The organism is Nostoc sp. (genome assembly GCF_036917435.1).
Lineage (GTDB): Bacteria > Cyanobacteriota > Cyanobacteriia > Cyanobacteriales > Nostocaceae > Nostoc.
Genome location: NZ_JBALDM010000049.1, coordinates 145,516 through 163,494, shown reverse-complemented (window position 1 = coordinate 163,494; position 17,979 = coordinate 145,516). Strand labels below are relative to the sequence as shown.

19 protein-coding genes and 1 tRNA gene are annotated in these 17,979 nt (G+C 42.1%); 8 read left to right on the top strand and 12 right to left on the bottom strand.

Going from position 1 to position 17,979, the window contains the following annotated elements:
• Positions 1–72 precede the first annotated feature (72 nt).
• From V7K98_RS25075 to V7K98_RS25035, 9 genes are all read right to left on the bottom strand, one after another.
• Complete coding sequence (locus V7K98_RS25075) at positions 73–426, bottom strand: KGK domain-containing protein (RefSeq protein WP_335026809.1); 354 nt, start codon at positions 424–426, stop codon at positions 73–75.
• Between the two features lie 60 nt (positions 427–486).
• Positions 487–1,107: a Uma2 family endonuclease gene (locus V7K98_RS25070; RefSeq protein ID WP_335026807.1), complete on the bottom strand. Its 621-nt coding sequence runs from the start codon at positions 1,105–1,107 to the stop codon at positions 487–489.
• Positions 1,108–1,177: 70 nt separating this feature from the next.
• Entirely contained in the window at positions 1,178–1,486 is a 309-nt protein-coding gene (locus V7K98_RS25065; RefSeq protein ID WP_334862251.1) for a KGK domain-containing protein, read from the bottom strand.
• Positions 1,487–1,779: 293 nt separating this feature from the next.
• Positions 1,780–2,841, bottom strand: coding sequence for a c-type cytochrome biogenesis protein CcsB (gene ccsB / locus V7K98_RS25060; RefSeq protein ID WP_335026805.1), 1,062 nt, complete (start codon positions 2,839–2,841; stop codon positions 1,780–1,782).
• 41 nt (positions 2,842–2,882) lie between these two features.
• Positions 2,883–3,041, bottom strand: a complete 159-nt coding sequence (locus V7K98_RS25055; RefSeq protein ID WP_335026803.1) for a hypothetical protein — start codon at positions 3,039–3,041, stop codon at positions 2,883–2,885.
• A gap of 3 nt (positions 3,042–3,044) precedes the next feature.
• Positions 3,045–4,814, bottom strand: a complete 1,770-nt coding sequence (locus tag V7K98_RS25050; RefSeq protein WP_335026801.1) for a DUF3352 domain-containing protein — start codon at positions 4,812–4,814, stop codon at positions 3,045–3,047.
• 513 nt (positions 4,815–5,327) lie between these two features.
• The gene (locus V7K98_RS25045) at positions 5,328–5,891 is read right to left on the bottom strand and encodes a Uma2 family endonuclease (RefSeq protein ID WP_335026799.1); all 564 of its coding nucleotides are present in this window, start codon (positions 5,889–5,891) and stop codon (positions 5,328–5,330) included.
• A gap of 350 nt (positions 5,892–6,241) precedes the next feature.
• Positions 6,242–6,865, bottom strand: coding sequence for a chorismate lyase (locus V7K98_RS25040; RefSeq protein WP_335026797.1), 624 nt, complete (start codon positions 6,863–6,865; stop codon positions 6,242–6,244).
• Between the two features lie 124 nt (positions 6,866–6,989).
• Positions 6,990–7,072: transfer RNA gene (locus tag V7K98_RS25035), tRNA-Leu, on the bottom strand.
• A 396-nt stretch (positions 7,073–7,468) separates the two neighbouring features.
• On the opposite strand from V7K98_RS25035, the gene accC reads away from it, so the two are divergent.
• Together accC and V7K98_RS25025 are read left to right on the top strand one after the other, a co-directional pair.
• A complete protein-coding gene (gene accC, locus V7K98_RS25030; protein WP_335026795.1) occupies positions 7,469–8,812 on the top strand; it encodes an acetyl-CoA carboxylase biotin carboxylase subunit in 1,344 nt (447 codons plus the stop codon).
• 4 nt (positions 8,813–8,816) lie between these two features.
• Positions 8,817–8,966 (top strand): histidine kinase, encoded by a 150-nt coding sequence (locus tag V7K98_RS25025; protein WP_335026793.1) that lies wholly within the window; start codon positions 8,817–8,819, stop codon positions 8,964–8,966.
• Here V7K98_RS25025 and V7K98_RS25020 read toward each other — a convergent pair.
• Positions 8,963–9,256 carry a YggT family protein gene (locus tag V7K98_RS25020; protein WP_335026791.1) on the bottom strand — a complete coding sequence of 98 codons (294 nt, stop codon included), beginning with the start codon at positions 9,254–9,256 and terminating at the stop codon, positions 8,963–8,965. The two genes, V7K98_RS25025 and V7K98_RS25020, sit on opposite strands and share 4 nt — an antisense overlap.
• A 279-nt stretch (positions 9,257–9,535) precedes the next feature.
• Between V7K98_RS25020 and psbX the strand changes: the two genes are divergently transcribed.
• The 4 genes from psbX (at position 9,536) to V7K98_RS25000 (ending at position 12,066) form a co-directional block, all read left to right on the top strand.
• Positions 9,536–9,655, top strand: a complete 120-nt coding sequence (gene psbX / locus V7K98_RS25015) for a photosystem II reaction center X protein (RefSeq protein ID WP_012412183.1) — start codon at positions 9,536–9,538, stop codon at positions 9,653–9,655.
• Between the two features lie 249 nt (positions 9,656–9,904).
• Entirely contained in the window at positions 9,905–10,831 is a 927-nt protein-coding gene (locus V7K98_RS25010; RefSeq protein ID WP_335026789.1) for a Ycf66 family protein, read from the top strand.
• Positions 10,832–10,878: 47 nt separating this feature from the next.
• Positions 10,879–11,439, top strand: coding sequence for a TolB family protein (locus V7K98_RS25005; protein WP_335026787.1), 561 nt, complete (start codon positions 10,879–10,881; stop codon positions 11,437–11,439).
• Positions 11,440–11,541: 102 nt separating this feature from the next.
• Entirely contained in the window at positions 11,542–12,066 is a 525-nt protein-coding gene (locus tag V7K98_RS25000) for a TolB family protein (RefSeq protein ID WP_335026853.1), read from the top strand.
• 115 nt (positions 12,067–12,181) lie between these two features.
• On the opposite strand, the gene V7K98_RS24995 is transcribed toward V7K98_RS25000, so the two are convergent.
• Positions 12,182–13,189, bottom strand: a complete 1,008-nt coding sequence (locus tag V7K98_RS24995) for a succinate dehydrogenase/fumarate reductase iron-sulfur subunit (protein WP_335026785.1) — start codon at positions 13,187–13,189, stop codon at positions 12,182–12,184.
• Between the two features lie 1,445 nt (positions 13,190–14,634).
• Between V7K98_RS24995 and V7K98_RS24990 the strand changes: the two genes are divergently transcribed.
• Positions 14,635–15,072: an AbrB family transcriptional regulator gene (locus V7K98_RS24990; protein ID WP_335026783.1), complete on the top strand. Its 438-nt coding sequence runs from the start codon at positions 14,635–14,637 to the stop codon at positions 15,070–15,072.
• A gap of 399 nt (positions 15,073–15,471) precedes the next feature.
• Positions 15,472–16,278 carry a CPBP family intramembrane glutamic endopeptidase gene (locus V7K98_RS24985; protein ID WP_335026781.1) on the top strand — a complete coding sequence of 269 codons (807 nt, stop codon included), beginning with the start codon at positions 15,472–15,474 and terminating at the stop codon, positions 16,276–16,278.
• Between the two features lie 326 nt (positions 16,279–16,604).
• On the opposite strand, the gene V7K98_RS24980 is transcribed toward V7K98_RS24985, so the two are convergent.
• Positions 16,605–17,726 carry a geranylgeranyl reductase family protein gene (locus tag V7K98_RS24980; RefSeq protein WP_335026779.1) on the bottom strand — a complete coding sequence of 374 codons (1,122 nt, stop codon included), beginning with the start codon at positions 17,724–17,726 and terminating at the stop codon, positions 16,605–16,607.
• Positions 17,727–17,979 lie beyond the last annotated feature (253 nt).

Sequence of the window (17,979 nt, the reverse complement as noted above, 5' to 3'; positions counted from 1 at the left end):
TAACTATTGACGTGAAGTCACGAGTGTGCAACTTGCAGAAATCAACATGCATCGAAAATTCCGATTTGGGTATTAATTTTCACTTTGGTTAAGTTGTTGCCGAAGATCATCAAGTGGAGAACTTTCTTGATTGATATCTAAGCGATTATTTTCTTGTTTTTCTTCAATTTCAACTTCATCAGGGCAAAATTCTAGGCGGACTCTAATTTTGCCTGTCCGCCATTGTTTACCAGGGATTAAAACATAACATTCAAATCCTTCGTCAAATATTCTTGAACCTGACGATGTACAGTGTTTTGCCCAAAATCTTTTTACTTCCTTTAAAAGATGAAAGACTATTTGAGTGCGGGGTAAGTTTTCAAATGTTTCTTGGTGAAAATGCACAACATCTTTTTCAGGATTTAGAGGTTCCCATTCATCATTCATAAATCTTACTCCTGTAACTAAATCTATAGTTCCCAAGAGAGACAAATGAATTGCAACTCCTCATAATTTTTGAATTTGACTTGCACCTACAACTTGTTTAACAGCTAGTTCTAGTTCAGGAAAAGTAGTAGAGATAATGCGGTCATTGAGCGTAAATTTTTGGACTTGATATTGACCCTCAAGCAATTGATAAACAAAAACCGTGGGAAGTTTGGGATTACCGAGATAAGCGCGACTAGCAATTGCTAGATAATCCACAATCCAATATTCAGGGATACCTAGCCTTTGATACTCATCTAATTTGTCAACATAATCATCATCCCAGTTTGTTGAAGTAACTTCTACAGCAAGTTGAATTGGCTCAATCAGCGCCCCGTAAGCTAGAACATTGCTGTTCCATTGTGATGCACTAACTACGCTCACATCTGGATTTCTACCTCGTTCTTCTCCAGCATCAGTAAATGTTTTTACAATTACATCTTTGTCGGCAATATAGTCAATTTTCAAGCGTCTAATTTCATCATTAAAGGCAAGCATTAAAAATCTTGCCACATTATTATGCGCTCTAGTTGCCTCCACTTGTATAATCTCTCCATTTAACAGTTCATAAATGCCATATCCATCAGGGTATTGCCCTAAAAATTCTTCAAAAGTTAGTTTTTTAACTGGAGTCTGAACCATATTGTTCACCTGCTAAAAAAGGCGTATAACTATTTGTAATTGATAATTAAATTATCAATTACAAATAATTTTATTTTTCTATTTGTTTAAGCTTTTCAAAAATCTCATCAAGTGGTGATTCCGATTCATCAGGACAAAATTCTAAAGCAAGTCTAACTTTTCCTTTTTTCCATCCCTGAGTACTAAATTGCAAAACTTCACAATTTAATCCTTGGGTATACAAATTTACTTCATCTGTCTCCTCGGCTCCAATATATTCCTTAATTGCGGTAATCAAATCACGGACTTTAAAAGTTTTAGCAATATTTAATTTATTAAAGGTGTCTGGTTCTATAGACACAACTTCATCGTGATTTAGTCTCTCAAATCCATCTTCCATAAAAATGTCCTATCACTAAATCTATACTTTCCAGTGATATAACAGTTCATCCGAAATAATTCCCAAGAGATAATAGTAAATTTCAATCTGCTCTTTTCTCCCTCTCCTTTGCTGGCGTGTATACACAAGTCTTTAAGAAACCTCACCCTGGTTTTGCTATGCAAAACCTGTCCCTCTCCTTACTAAGGAGAGGGATGTCCGATAGGACAGGGTGAGGTTTTTCTTTTTTTGGGTGGTTCGATGAGTTGTGTGTACACTGTAGCCGTTGCTGGAGAGGGTTAGGGGTGAGGTTATTAAAAGAACCAGCCGTAAGAATGCAAACCTTTACCTAAAAGATTCACACCGAGATAGCAAACCCAAACAACTACAAAGCCAGTAGCAGCTAAAATGGCAGGACGAAGACCTTGCCAACCGCGAGTGATTCGGGCGTGGAGGTAGGCGGCGAATACTAACCAGGTGATTAATGCCCAAGTTTCTTTGGGATCCCAACTCCAGTAGGAACCCCAAGCTTCGTTAGCCCAAACCCCACCAGCAATAATGCCAATTGTCAATAAGGGAAATCCAAGCCCGATGATGCGATAGCTGATATTGTCGAGGGTTTCGGCAAGGTTAAGGCGTTGAGGTGAAAGGGGTTCAGCAGATGCTACGGTTTGAGGCTCAGAAGTAGTTACTAAATTTAAAACGGCAGTGTTGGCGTTACCGTTGCCGTTGCTAATACTTTCAAAACGAGCAAAGCCGTTATTTTCGGCAGAAGGGGCTGGTGGTTGAGAAATTAGTTCAGATGCTTTGTGCAAGCGGTAGCCATTGCTGCGATAGCCACCAGTACCGACAGAACTACCTTGTAGCTGAATGTTTTGACCACGAGTGACAATCAGAAAAGCGATCGCTAATAACGCACCCACCATTAAAGCAGAATAACTCAACATCATGACGCTGACATGCATCATCAGCCAATTTGACTTTAATGCAGGTACTAGGGGTTCCGATGCTTGCATCTGGGATGGTAATGTCATCGTCGCAAAAGCAGCGATCAACATTGCCACCGGAGATGTAACAACTCCTACTAGGCGGCTACGGCTACTACTTTCAGCAATTAGATGGACGGTGGTAATTCCCCAAGTTAAGAAAAATAGAGATTCATAAAGATTACTTAGGGGAAAGTAACCAGCTTCTATCCATCTTGCCCCTAATAGAGTTGCCATACACAAATTAGCGATCGCCATCCCAGCTGTCCCCAAAGCGGCTAGATAAGGCAGATTCGGAAAAGCCGCTCCTCCCCAATACACCAACATTGTTAGGAATAATATGGCAAAGGAGGCATTGTCCAGCCAATTCTGGAGTACAACCAGGTTCATAAAGTGTTCTCTCCGTGAATGATTTAAAATATGGATTCTGACTATTCTGATCCTATATGCTTACAGGGTGGAATTGGGAATTGGGAATTGGAAATTGGGAATTGGGAATTGGGAATTGGGAATTGGGAATTGGGAATTGGGAATTGGGCATTAGTTCTTTCTTCCGCTACTTCCTCATCCCCCCACTCCCCACTCCCCACTCCCTATCTAACAGAGTTGCTCTTATTGCTTTCTGGACTAGGCAACGGAGTCGTGTTACTAACTTTTTTGAGTGCCATAAAAATGTCGTAGAGATTACTGCGACTGTCGCTGACAGAGGATGTCACCCCAATTGAGCGCGTTGCATCAAGCAAAGTTTGTTGATTGGAAATTAGAGTTGGTAAAGGGAAATTTTTCACAGTTCTTTCGACATCCAGAAAAAATTGACCATTTGTTGGATTTGGTTCTGTAGGAACTGTTTGTTGGAAGGAAAGAGTGCTAGCTAGTGTGTTGTTGGGTTTGGGAACAATTTTATCAGTGATGGGAGCGCCCACTACTAGAAAGGCGACATCTCCATCTAACCAGCCGTGGGTGGCAGTTAAAGTCCCATAAGGTGAAACCCAGTTAACAACGGGTTGCCCTGCAATTTTTGCTGGTTGGACTTGGAACTGGTATTGATTTCTCATCACATCATCCAGTTGTTTTATGGCTATCTCAGCTGAATTGCGTAGACTTTGCCCACTGTAGGCATCGCTGGCCTGTACCATAAACACTAAACCTGAACGAAAATTATCTGGCAAACCTGCTTTTGGAATACTAGGAATCACTGATAAGGAAAACTCGCCTTTCATCCAACTGAGCAAATCCTTATCTAAATCAAGAGTGGTAAGAGATTTTATCCCACCCCTAATTTGTTCTGGTGCGATCGGTGAGAGGGGATTTCCCTGAGATGTTAAAACGTAATCTCCCCACAACCTTTGTAAGTTTCCCCCCGAAAGCATCATTAAGGTTTCTGCTGGTACGCGACTTTGCATTTTCCCAGCTTTATTTTCCACAGCCAGTACCCGTTGACTATTAGGGTTTAACCAAGAAACGCCTTTAAAGCGGATTCCTTCTGCCTCTAAAGTCATTGTTCCTGCTAAACCTTGGTTATTTTGCAATTGTGCCAAAACTTGAGCTGGTATTGGGCGGTTTGGAGAAGCTGCGGCTATTTTGGCTGCGGTTGGCACATTGACGTAAAACTGGCTAAAGGGTTGATCGTTGGCAATTTTTGGGAAATTATCAGCAAAGCCCCCTATTGTGGCTAGGGATGTTTGATTTTTGTAGGCATCGATCGCTCGTTCTGTGGCTTTGGGACTATCAGTTATAACTAAAAAACGCCCATCTAGTAATGCTGCCGAGAAGTTCTCCCCTGCTTGTCCCTCACTTTGTTTAATAGCGATCCCTTGATAAATCCGGTCAATCCATTTACCTTGTTTAAGGGTTTTGGGTTGTGCAAAAATGCTTTTGGCGGTTTCTGGGTTTTTTACTGGTAATACCATTACCATCGACTGCTGATCGCTGCCAGCATTTTCATTAGTGGTAACTGGTTTGGGTACAGCTTTATTCGCTGTTGCTGGGGCAAGAATTGCGATTGTAACGTCATTGCCTACCCAAGGAGCAATATCTTTCTGAAAGTCATAACCATTATTAGTGAGAAAGCGATCGCGCAATTCTACTAAATTTTTGTCCAGTTCTGCTTGGGTTTCTTTTGTCCCAAACTCCCGCAATTTCTGCCATTGCTGGGGATCTGTTGTCAGAGAAACCGCAAAAAGCGCATCACTAGGAATAATATTTGCACCTACGAGCAAATCACTAGAAGATATTTGTCTTTGGCCTAATAACCAGTATGCGACACTCCCTGCACCAATCAATAGCCCAGCAGCCGAAAGCGTCAGCACCAGAGAGGGTTTCTTATTTTTCTTCATTGGAACAGACACAAGAGGCGGTGCCATTGAAACCTATACCTTATACTTGCAAACTCATTACTTGCTTGATTAGTCAAGTACACCAACAGGTTTAAGCATTCTTTAGGGCAGCTAATTATATGGAATTTTTCCACCCTAGATGCTGATGATACTTTAGTAATCAACTTTCCTTAGTCTTTCAAAAGCGGTGTTTTTGACTCAGTTACCATTTTTAACACGCTTTGTTGAATTTCGTAGGACGTTTCCCTAAGATTAATGCATCAATCGGAAAATTCCAGCAAGTAAATCTGTGATTCCAAGCAATTCCAGAATATAACTAACTAAACAAAGCTGCAAGTCAATTTCAGCTACTTGGCTTTTCTCAGTAGCGATCGCACCACATTACAAGAAGTACAGTATTTTTTGGTTCAATACTTTAGCAAAGCTCTATTGCTACTTATATAGCAGTTATCGGTTGAGTGAGATACACCCGTAGGGGCACAGCACTGCTGTGCCCTTAAACTTCGCAATTAATCTTGTACTGCATCTGAATGGGAACCGCTATACTTGCAACTCAAACCCAGGTAATATATCTTCTCCAGAAATAATCGCTGGCATTCGCACAACTTCTACAGCTTGCAAAAGTCGGTAAATTTCAACCTGACGATCTTGAGGATTAATTAGCCAACCTAAACGCAGACCATTTTTAACGTATTCCTGCATTTTTTCTTGAATTAATGCCAGCCTATCTGTCTCTGAACGCAGTTCAATCACAAAGTCAGGTACAAGTGGCGGAAATTTTTTTCGTTGTTCTAGTGTTAAAGCTTCCCACCGCTCCAATTTTACCCAAGCAGCATCAGGAGAACGTTTTGCACCGTTAGGAAGTATAAAGATAGTTGAAGAACTAAAAACTTTCCCTAATTTAGCTTGACGATTCCAAATTTCTAAATCAGTAATCAGTCCAGCTTCTTGATTTCCGCTTTCTCCTCCTACTGGTGGCATAATTATTAATTCTCCGGCTGCATTCATTTCTAGGCTTAAATCACGATTGGCAATACACAATTGATAAAATTGCTCATCGGTTAAATGAGCAATCGGTTCTAGATTTAGCACAACAGTATTCATTAAATCTTTCCTCGTGCCTTTCTTGCTAATTTCAGTAGGACTAACAACGGCAAATCATCACCGAAAACTCATTAATTTAATTGTATAATTTCAGCTACTTGGTTTTGCTCAGTTGCGATCGCCTATAGGAATCCGGTTTGATTTCTGAAAAGATACGTAGGGAACCTCCCTTCGGGTTCACCAGTCGCATAGGTTGGGAAGCCCGCCTACAGCGCTGGATTCACCGCAACGCACTGGCTTCCCTACATACCTAATTTTGTTCAAAAATAAAATATGAGTCCTATATGACACGTAAGTATGTTATTGCAGCAGATCATCGTAATTCGTAATTACGAATTACTTAAGGCTTTTTACTGATTTTGAGAATTTAATTGCATCACTCCCAAATATTTAGTTAAATAAGGCGAAAAAACCTCATAAATTAAGGTTAGTGGCTGTCCATGATGCCAAAACAAGTAATGGCGACCCCAAAAAGGCCCAGTTACTCCAAAACCAGACTCTAGCGCTGATGAGTCACCATAGTAAATCCCTCGAACATCCCGATACAACTCTGTGCGGAGACGAGCTAAACTTGCCCAAATTGGTAATGAACGATTTTGCAAATACTCATCTACATGACTGGCTTCCCACCACGAAGTAGCATAAGCTAATCGTTGACCAGAAGCAGTTCGCAGCCACACTTGTCGCCGTAGTCGCGGACTTGGGACAGCTTGAATTAAATCAGGTGCAGCATCCAAATCCATGCCAATCAATGACATATCAATGACATCTACTTCTACATGCTCACCTGTAAGCAATTCTAGATGACGTGTTGGAGAGCCATCACCCAAAAGCATAAGCTGCCAAGCAGGTGCTAGCTGAGTGTGAGGTAAACTTTTTTGAATTACTTCCTCCCCTCCTTGCCAAATCGGAGTGAGGCGATGCCAAGCTGCTGGCTGTGTTAAGTTGTTTGTTGGCGTAAAAGTAATACTCAATGCTTTTTACAAAACTTTACGTATCTCTATAAAAGCATAAAAAACCAGAGCTATACCAAGATTTAAGGGTCAACAGTCTCAGGTTTATTGACCCTTGACTATTGACCCTTGACAAACAAAAATATGCGGATGGCGAGACTCGAACTCGCAAGGGCATTGCCCACACGCACCTCAAGCGTGCGCGTATACCAATTCCGCCACATCCGCACGACTTGTCTAAAGATAGACTATAGCATAAGAAAATAATTATAGTAAGGTGATATCTAAAGTTATATTTCTCAAAAATATAAATTTCTTCAAGGCGGTATCAGACTGACAGAAATTTAGCATCTGCACAAGTGATATTAAAAAGGGTAGAGCAACTTTGGGATAAACGGTGCGATGGCGTATCGCAAAAGCCCAGTTTGGTAAGCTAGCCAAGACTTACAACAGCAATGTTGTTAGTGTAGTAAAACCCGTAGAGGCAGCAAGCCTGCAATATGCGAGTTTGCTTAGAGTCAGGGTGGCGAATCTCCTGTGATAATTTTAAATAATGCGGAAGCGTCGTTTCAAGTTGGATCAGAGAAAATGTCAATCTACTGGTAATGATATCGAAACTAAAAAATGAAGTTTGACAAAATATTAATTGCCAATCGGGGAGAAATCGCCCTTCGCATTCTCCGCGCCTGTGAAGAAATGGGAATTGCCACAGTCGCGGTTCACTCCACCGTTGACCGGAATGCTCTCCACGTCCAACTTGCTGATGAAGCGGTTTGCATTGGCGAACCTGCTAGCAGTAAAAGTTATTTGAATATTCCCAATATTATTGCCGCCGCCCTGACGCGCAATGCGACAGCCATTCATCCCGGCTATGGATTTTTGGCAGAAAATGCCCGATTTGCGGAAATCTGTGCCGACCATCATATTGCCTTTATCGGCCCAACTCCAGAAGCTATCAAGTTGATGGGCGATAAATCCACTGCCAAAGAAACCATGCAAAAAGCTGGAGTCCCGACAGTACCAGGGACTGAGGGGTTAGTAGAATCTGAGGAAGAAGGATTAAGATTTGCTAAGGATATCGGCTATCCAGTAATGATTAAAGCCACCGCAGGCGGCGGTGGACGGGGTATGCGCCTAGTTCGCTCCGAAGATGAATTTGTCAAACTTTTCCTGGCAGCCCAAGGGGAAGCAGGAGCAGCTTTTGGGAATTCTGGCGTTTACATCGAAAAATTTATTGAACGTCCTCGCCACATCGAATTCCAAATTTTGGCGGATAACTACGGTAATGTCATCCACTTGGGTGAACGGGATTGCTCTATTCAGCGCCGGAACCAAAAGCTCCTAGAAGAAGCCCCCAGTCCGGCTCTCGACCAAGACCTGCGTGAGAAAATGGGAGAAGCTGCTGTCAAAGCTGCCCAATTTATTAATTATAGTGGGGCGGGTACTATCGAGTTTCTCTTGGATAGATCGGGTAAATTCTACTTTATGGAAATGAACACCCGAATTCAAGTAGAACATCCTGTAACAGAGATGATTACTGGAATAGACTTGGTTGCCGAACAAATTCGGATTGCCCAAGGGGAAAGACTCAAGCTTACCCAAGAACAAGTAGTTTTGCGAGGTCATTCAATTGAGTGCCGAATCAACGCTGAAGACCCAGATCATGACTTTCGCCCCTCTCCAGGACGCATTAGTGGTTATCTTCCCCCCGGAGGCCCTGGTGTTCGGATTGATTCTCACGTTTACACAGATTATCAAATCCCGCCTTACTACGATTCCTTGATTGGCAAGTTAATTGTTTGGGCCCCAGACCGACCCACTGCTATTAACCGCATGAAACGCGCACTCCGCGAATGTGCCATCACTGGGCTACCTACCACTATTGGGTTCCATCAAAAAATTATGGAAACTCCACAATTTTTGCAGGGTAATGTCTATACAAATTTTGTGCAGGAGATGAACGGGTAAGGGATTGGGGACTGGGGGGATGAGGGGGATGAGGGGGATGAGGGGGATGAGGGAGATGGAGTATAACCAATGCCCCATGCCCCATGCCCCATGCCCCATACCCCATGCCCCATACCCCATGCCCCATGCCCCATACCCCATGCCCCATGCCTAATTCACACGAGATAGCATAGTCAGCAATCCCTGCTGACCTAGTAATATTTCTCGTAGTAGGCTAAAAATACCAACCCAAATAATCGGTGTAATGTCTACTCCGCCGATGGGTTGGACTAGTTTTCGCAATGGGACTAAAAATGGTTCAGTAGGCCAAGCTATTAAATTAAAGGGCAAACGATTCAGATTCACTTGCGGATACCAAGTGAGAATGATTCGGAATATAAAGAAAAATGTCATAACCCCTAACACAGGGCCAAGAATCCAAGCAGTCAGGTCAACACCAGTCATCGGTTTAAGGTACTATCTATCTGTAAAGAAAAACTTAGGCGAACGGCAAGCCACGCTTTTCGATATCGAACAGCCCGTCGTAGACATCGCCACAAAATTTGAAGCTTTGTAAAGCACTCTCATCATCATTTTAACCAAATGCTGCCACTTCCTTCTGGAATAAAAAAGCAAACTCGCTCACAGCAATTACCAAGTTTAGCGGTTCAGAGTTAGAGGCTTCTCAAGAAAGTAATACACTATTAAAATTAGGATGAAGTGTGTAAAAAAAGGTTGAGAAGTATGACGCCTTCTTTAGCAAATTTTCTTTGGAGTCTGCTATGGGGTACTGCAATTGTTGTAATACCCGTTACAGTTGGTCTAATTTTCATTAGCCAGAAAGATAAAATTCAGCGTTCATAATGCTTATGAGAGTTAATTTAACTCTCATAATCGATTGTCTGTCAGCTATCTACATTAATTGCACCAAAAGCAGATAATCTGCGGCTGGCATCAGTTGTAGATGACAGACATAGGTGTTTTTACTTTTCGGTGAACAGCTTCAGAGCTTCTTTGCCAGAGGCTCTGAAGCTTCAATATTTATCGTTCCTAATTACAGTAGTGATTTTAATTGTGACTCGCTAACATAGATTTGATATTGGGAAAACAGCAATGATAAATTTTGGGCTGAACTCAGCCAGTTTTCTGGCTCAGGTAAATTTTGGGGCAAACTCAGCCAGTATTCTAGGAATTTTCCTGGCTGTGGCTGGGGCAGCACTGTATTTTCTCCGCACTGTGCGTCCAGAATTGTCACGGGATCAAGATATCTTTTTTGCGGCAGTTGGCTTGCTCTGTGGTTTCATTCTCGTGTTTCAAGGATGGCGGCTAGACCCGATTCTACAATTTGGTCAACTGCTTTTAGTTGGCACAACTGTATTTTTTGCAGTTGAAAGTATTCGCCTGCGGAGTATAGCTACCCAGCAAGCAAAGCGTAATACTCCGATTGTGGACAATGAGCGAGAGGTAAGCGGAAATTATTCAATGAACCGCAATCGCAAGGACTATGGGGCTGAGATGGAGGCAGACTTAGATCCACTGCCTTATGAAGACGAGGAGGAACGCCCCATGCGTCCCCGGATTCAGGGTAGTAGGGATAGAATTTCAACTCGTGATGACTATGACGAGGAGCAACCCCCCCGTCGTCCTGAACGCCGTAACAGCAGAAGTAGCAGTAGTGAAAGACAAGCTCCAGCAGATAGAACGCGGCGGGGAACTTCTGGCCGTTCTGTGAATCGCCCTTCTGAAAGCTCTGAAGATGAAAATTGGGGTTCTTCATCTAGGCAAGTTGATGATTGGGAAAGTTCGGGAGGGGAAGTCAGAAAACCTTCTCGCCGTAATAATAACGGTTCTCAACGTCCAGAAAGTCGGGAAGATGATGTTGCTCCCAGACCTAGAAGGCGTCGTCCATCCACTGATTCGGCTTCTCGAAGACCGCGCGAAGATGATGACGCGATCCCAACTGATTATGTACCATACAACCCGATTGAAAAGCCAAGTCAGAGGCCAGATAATTCGACCGATTTTGATGACGATGTTTAAAACAGTTGGTGTGGAAATAGGTTTAAAGGCGACGGAAAACAGTTGAGGTGGAAAAATTTACGCCTACATTTTGGCTCCAAAGACCAATTCATTGGAGCCTGGTTTTTGGTTTAACAGGTTTGCTTGCATCTTGTAGTTCTAGCAATATTCCCATAGGGCCTACTTCTCTCAACAGTCGCTATACCGAAGAGCAACCTGCTTTGAGTGGAAATGGGCGCTTTTTAGCGTTTGTATCTAATCGGAATGGTAATCAGCAGCTACTGGTTTTCGATTTGGAGAGGCAACAGTTTATTGGTACACCTGGCATAAACCGAGCAGAGACAATTGCCGAAAGTCCTAGTTTGAGCTACACCGGGCGTTATGTTGCTTATCTTACTAGTGACCAAGGTAGAGCGGTGGTGGCCCTTTACGATCGCGCTACACAACAGTCGCAAATCGTCACACCAACCTATCGCGGCTGGATCAGAAAACCAAATATCAGCCCAGATGGACGTTATGTTGTCTTTGAAACCGCTAGCCGTGGTCAGTGGGATATTGAAGTCCTAGACCGGGGGCCAAATATTGAGTTAGATATTCCCAACGGTGCAACCGTAGGTTCACCTCCGTAGACGGAGATGAGGGAGATGAGGAGGATGAGGGAGAGAGGAAGAATGCCCCATGCCCAATGCCCCATGCCCAATGCCCCATGCCCAATGCCCAATGCCCAATATATGAAACCTGTTTTTTTTATACCTGTTTTTTTCTGTTTAAGTTTATTGACTGGATGTTTTGGCTACCCTCGCATTTTGAGTTATCCCTTTGATCCGGGGGGTCGGAGTCTCAATAGTTTAGCGTCGGAATTAAACCCCCAAATTTCTGGGAGATATATTGTTTTTATTACTGACCGACGCGGTAGCCAAGATGTTTATATGTTTGATACGGTAACTCGTGATTTAGTTGATTTGCCAGGTTTAAATTCCTTTGATGCGATCGCAAATCATCCCAGTGCTTCACAAGATGGTCGTTATATTGTGTTTGCGGCTAGCCGTCAGGGGCGATCGGCTATTTTTCTCTACGACCGGGAAACACGCCAATCACGCAATTTGACTAATAACCTCCAATCTGAAGTCCGCAACCCTACAATTAGCGCTGATGGCGGTAGGATTGCTTTTGAATCCAGTAATAACGGGCAATGGGATATTTTAGTATATGACCGGAATGGACAGCCGTTAAATATACCTCAAGAACCGCGTTGAAAAATGGGAATTGGGCATGGGGAATTGGGCATGGGGAATGGGGCATTGGTTATTAATTCTTCTTCCCCATCTCCCTCATCTCCCTCATCTCCCCCCACTCCCCACTCCCTACTCCCTATTCCCTATTCCCTAATTCTTGTTGCACAGATTCAATGAGCGATCGCACTTGTTGCGTCCCTTCTGAAGGCTCAAATGATAGGGGAAACTTACCCCGGAGGATCATCCGCAAACCGAGGGGTGCAAGACTGAGTAATCCTTTTAAATCCCGAAAATAATTACCGACAACTTGTAAACCAAATTGACGTTCGTCAATCCAACCACCTTCTTTAACTAAATCTATCAATACTTTCCGGTGACGAATTGAGCGACTATCGCTAGCTTCTTTGTGGGTAAGAATTTCTTGTTTAACTTTGGTGATTTGTTCTAATGGTGCAACTTCCATTGGACAAACTGAGTCGCAGTATAAACAACGGGTGCAACCCCATACGCCTTTAGTACCTTCGTTGTAGCTTTCTAAACGATTTTCGGTATCGCTATCACGAGAATCTGCTACCATCCGATAAGCTTTGGCAAGGGCATGGGGACCAACAAAGTCTGGATTAACTTCACGGGCGTTGCATTCAGAATAACAAGCACCGCACATAATACAGTTACCAGTTTGATCGAGACGCGATCGCTCTTGTGGTGTTTGCAAAAATTCTCTTTCTGGTACTTGTCGTGCTGCCGTACTCACATAAGGAGCAACTGCCTCTAGATTATTCCAGAAACTGCTCATATCCACAACCAAATCTTTAATCACGGGCATATTGCCCAGAGGTGCGATCGTGATTTCAGCAATGGCATTTACTTTACTTGGGGATGATGCTATTTGTTGTAGTCTGGCAAGTTCACTGCCAACATTTTCCTTGCAAGCTAAAGCCGAACGCCCATTAATTCGTATAGCACAGCTACCACAAATAGTATTACGGCAATTCTTGCGAAATGCCAACGTTCCATCTTGCTCCCACTTAATATCATTGAGGCAATCCAGAATTGTATTACCTGGTTCAGCCTCTACAAGATAGGTTTGCACAACAGGGGAGGAATCTTGTTGTTGTCTAATGACCTTAAAAATAACTTCCATGACTACTAACCAAAATTTTAAAATTGCTTCACCAACCTCAACAATTATGAGTTAAGGCAGGTAGTTACGAAAAGTGAGCTATACTTTTTTTGCCCTCAATTCAAAGCCTGGTGTTAATAGGCTGACAATTAAAGGGCAACTGATTCTAGTTTAAGGATAACCATTAAAATTTTACTTTTAGCAGCGCTGTAGGCAAAATTTGTGTCAAATTCTGAGAGAAAACGCCAAAAATGTAATCGTAGCTTGACATTGAATTTAGCCGTTTGAGAATGTAATGGAAAGGGGGTTTACTTAGAAAGGGACTCAGGTTTATCTTTTAGCTAGCGATCGCATCCAAATTAAATGCATTTCAGGTTAGCAGCACGCCTTAATGTCAAATTGAGTCAAGCAATCCTAGCTTAAAAATTTCGCCTTTGCTGCCGCTTGACGGAATTTTTTGATTATATAGAAGTGTAAAAGCAAATATTCAATATATATTAGTGGCAATTAAGCGCTAGGCGGATGTTAAGAGATTTATTCTTCCCATAGACAGACGTACAAAATCCTCTGACCGCTTTTGAGCTTACTGTAATCAACTCAGGAAAAATCCTCACCACTTTCAAATAAAAGTCTCGCGCATCGGGGAATCCTGGATAGGCGAGACTTTGAGATTTTTGCCTCCTCTCAATAAAGAAAATCTTGGATTTAACTCATTGGTCAAAACTACTCATATAAATTAGATAAATTTTTATAATGCAATAAAGGGTTACGAAAATCGTCACGGCTTTTTCTTCCTTAAGTCCAGAAATTTAAATAAAAATTTACCAGCAACTTTAATTCAAAATTAATCAACTATTTTGCTATTATTAGTCCATGCTAGTATTTGATATAAAATTACGAAGTCACAAAAGCAGAATCAATAGCCGTATCAGCGCGGCTACTACTGCTTTGTTTATTCGTAATGTAGAGACAAGAAAATTCGTGTCTCTACTGGCAGGACAAAAGGGCATAAGCCCGTAGGACTCTATTGAAATACTATGCTGTCCTAAGCTTGAGAGGATGAATAGAGAAAACTCTACCTACTCATTAGCAGAAAGGCAAGCAGTGAAAGTGAAGAACCTGCAATTTATTGGATCTACGACTTATTTGGAGTAGATTCAACCCGGTTTGTAAAGGTGGCTGAAAGTTACACCGCTACAGTAGCGCCAAAAAAGAAAATAATTTTATTTCTGATGGCGAATAATGGTTAAAAGTGCCGTGAAATCAGCAAAATAAATTTCTGTGGCAACTATGACCTCTAATTGGTTGTGGACAACCATAATATGAAGTGCTTTTGTCTCCTATCGGCAGTGATTCACCCGTTACACTAGAGTCCTAAGTAGCTCTATGCATAAGCTAAAAAGCTAAATGCACAGCATAAGACTACATCATTTATCAGCTTGGAGAGTAAGGAAAATTTGAGCATAATGACTGAAACTGCAACCGCACCATTAACCGGAAAAGCACTACTTGCTAAAGTAAAAGAACTTTCGACTTTACCACGCCGAGAAAGAGCTAAACAGTGTGGCTACTACACTGTTACTAAGAATAACCAGGTTCGTGTCAATCTCACCGATTTTTATGACGCTTTGCTATCGGCTAGAGGAATTCCTCTAAGTCCAGAAGCACCTAAAGATGGTCGTGGTCGTGAACCGACATACCGGGTTAGCGTCCATCAAAATGGTCAGATTGTGATTGGTGCTACATATACCAAAGCAATGGGCTTAAAGTCTGGAGATGAGTTTGAAATCAGGCTGGGATACAAGCATATTCACTTGATTCAACTTGGTGAAAGTGATAAAAAACTAACCTCACCAGATATAGACTCTGAAGAATCAGACGAAGATTTGGAAGACGAAGAGTAAATTTTCTGATGGTAGGGATAAGTTTCAGGTAATGATAACTTGTCCTTACCTCCACAGCAAACTAGTAACTCTATTGAGAAAATTTTGTCTCAAGTAAAAAATACGATTAGACCCCTTGCAAAATTCACCAAATTTAGTAGATTCTTGATTAATCAGCAAGAAATCTATAGTGCAAGAAGTCTAAGTAAGTAGGCGAGAATAAATCAAACTAGATTAAGTAATGTAAAAAATCTTGAGATTAGTTTGTAGTGAGGGCTTCAGCCCTCATTTGTTCGCGTAGCGTCTCGAAGAGAGGACTAAAGTTTTCACTACAAACCTTTAATTATTTACGCCGCTCTACTTATCGTGTTTTTTTTGATAACTTTCTTTGAATCTTCGGTCAACGCATTACTAGCATTTATGCAAAATGCACCAGCACTAGTTATAGTGATGGCATTTTTTATTTTCTGGATAGTTTGCTGGTTGCCAATAGCAGCAGTATCAGCAAAATTACTCAATTGGCAACCTCCTAAACCTTTACAGCCAGAGCAAAAGATGCCGTTATTGGTGTCACTTTACCTATTAGCTCCCCTGATTTTGTGGGGAGTTAGTTGGCTTACCAATAAATCTTTTTCGGATTACGGCTTTGTTGTAAATCTTTCAACTCTTGGTTCTTTAGCACTAGGTTTCAGTTTGGGAGTCGCAAGCCTAGCTATTGTATTTAGTGGGCAATTTAGCTTAGGTTGGTGTTCTTTTGAAAAGAAAAATTTCAAGTTACTACTACCCATCTTGCTACCGATTTTCTTGATAGCGTTGTTAGTCGGTGGGATAGAAGAGTTAGTTTTTCGGGGTTTCCTATTTACAGAATTAGCACAAGATTATCCAGTTTGGCTAGCAGCAGCAATTTCTAGCTTGATTTTTGCCTTACTACATCTAGTTTGGGAGCAACGTGAAACCGCGCCTCAACTCCCTGGATTGTGGCTGATGGGAATGGTGCTGGTGTTGGCACGTTTTGCCTCTAGCAACAATTTGGGTTTAGCTTGGGGATTGCACGCGGGATGGGTATGGGCGATCGCAACCCTAGATACAGCAGAATTAATTACTTACACTGGTATTGTCTCTGACTGGTTCACAGGTAAGAATAAAAAACCTCTAGCTGGTTTGGCGGGAATTATTTGTGTATTGGGAACTGGAATAAGTATCTGGCTTTTCTCTCGGTATTTTTAATTTCGTGACTCGATACAATTTTTTTATCCTAGTGGGCAATAACCCAATACGGTTCAGTTAAGGCTAAAACTTTTTGTCAACGTTATTTTTTTAACAAACCGCAAAAGACGCGAAGGAAGAGAAGGAAGAGAAGGAAGAGAAGGAAGAGAAGGAAGAAATGCTTAACTGAACTGTATTGGGCAATAACCCACAACTAAAGTTTTTGTTGATACTTTTTTCCTCCTCCCTTTTTATAAAAATAGGGCGGACGACATGCCCACCCTACAAGAAATGATTAATTTTTGTGCCGTTGGTGTCTCCTCCGCTAGAGATTCGCTACCTAATACTCAACCTCCAAAACCAGGAATTAAACGCTTGAGGGCACGACTGGCAATGTCGCTATAGCGTAGTTCTGCACACACAATCTTACCCATGATTTTGCCACCGGAGGGATGCTTAACACCAACCTTGTACCCAAAACCAGGAAAGCGATAGAATGCTCCAGCTAATTGTTGTGCCCAAGCCATCTCAGTACCACATTCTTCATTAATAGCTTCACTATATTTTTCTAAAGCGTTGGTGTCACCCGAAAGGGAATCATTAATGGCTCCTGCTGCGATCAAACCACTAAAAATTGAAGGACGAATGCCTTCTGCTGTCATTGGATAAACTACACAAGCAGCTTCCCCAGCCAAAACTGCATTTTGGGTATGTAACTTTTGCTTTCCATCCCACAAGCAAAGTGGATAACCATGCTGCTTAGTAGTTTTGATATCTAGATTAAACGATCGCGCATACTCATCTAAAATCTTCTTAAAATCCTGCGGTTCGCCACGGATAAATGTACCGACACCAATAGAATAACCATCCGCCTTCGGGAAGTTCCAAGCGTAGCCATTTTTCACCAAGCCCAACTCAACGTGAATTGTGGATTTGTCTGTCACAGTTGCAGGAACTTCTGCTTCCAAAGCTGCTGCTAAAAAACGTTTACGTTCTTTGAAGCCTAGCCATTTTGCCATTGGGCCTTTAGCACCATCAGCCGCGATTAAGTAGCTACCTGTAATTGGGCCATTGGCTGTGTTAATTTGCCAATGGTCACTTTTAAATTCAATACCAATCACTTCAGTATTATCTCTGAGTTCAGCCCCTAGTTTCTGTGCCTGCTGCACTAGAAAATGGTCAAAAATATCTCGTCGCACCATCCAGACTGGTTCTCCTGTACCAATTTTTGTTTCTACAGGATCGCCCAATTTCCATGTAAAACGAAAGGAGTCAGCTTTTACAGAAATTGCTGGGCTAAAATCAAAGTCAAACCATTGCGCGATCGCTGGAGATACACCACCGCCACAAGGTTTATATCTTGGCAGGGATTCTTTTTCTAACACTAATACTGAGCGGCCCTGCTTGGCTAAATGATATGCAGCTGTTCCACCAGCTGGCCCAGCGCCGACGATGATGCAGTCGTACATAAGACTGAATTTTTGCTCCTGAATTAGTTAATTTTCTTTCTATTGATACCAATTCTGTATGAAGATGCGCTAAACCATAAGTATAAGAAAGAAAAACGAACCGCAAAGGACGCAAAGAACGCAAAGAAAGAAGTTAAAAGGGTTTGGCGCAGCCTCACAAAGAAATGGTATGAGTAGGGGCAATTCGTGGATTGCTCCTACTTTAATTATTCGTGCCTACTTACTTGTTCAATTTTTGTTAGATAGCTAAAAA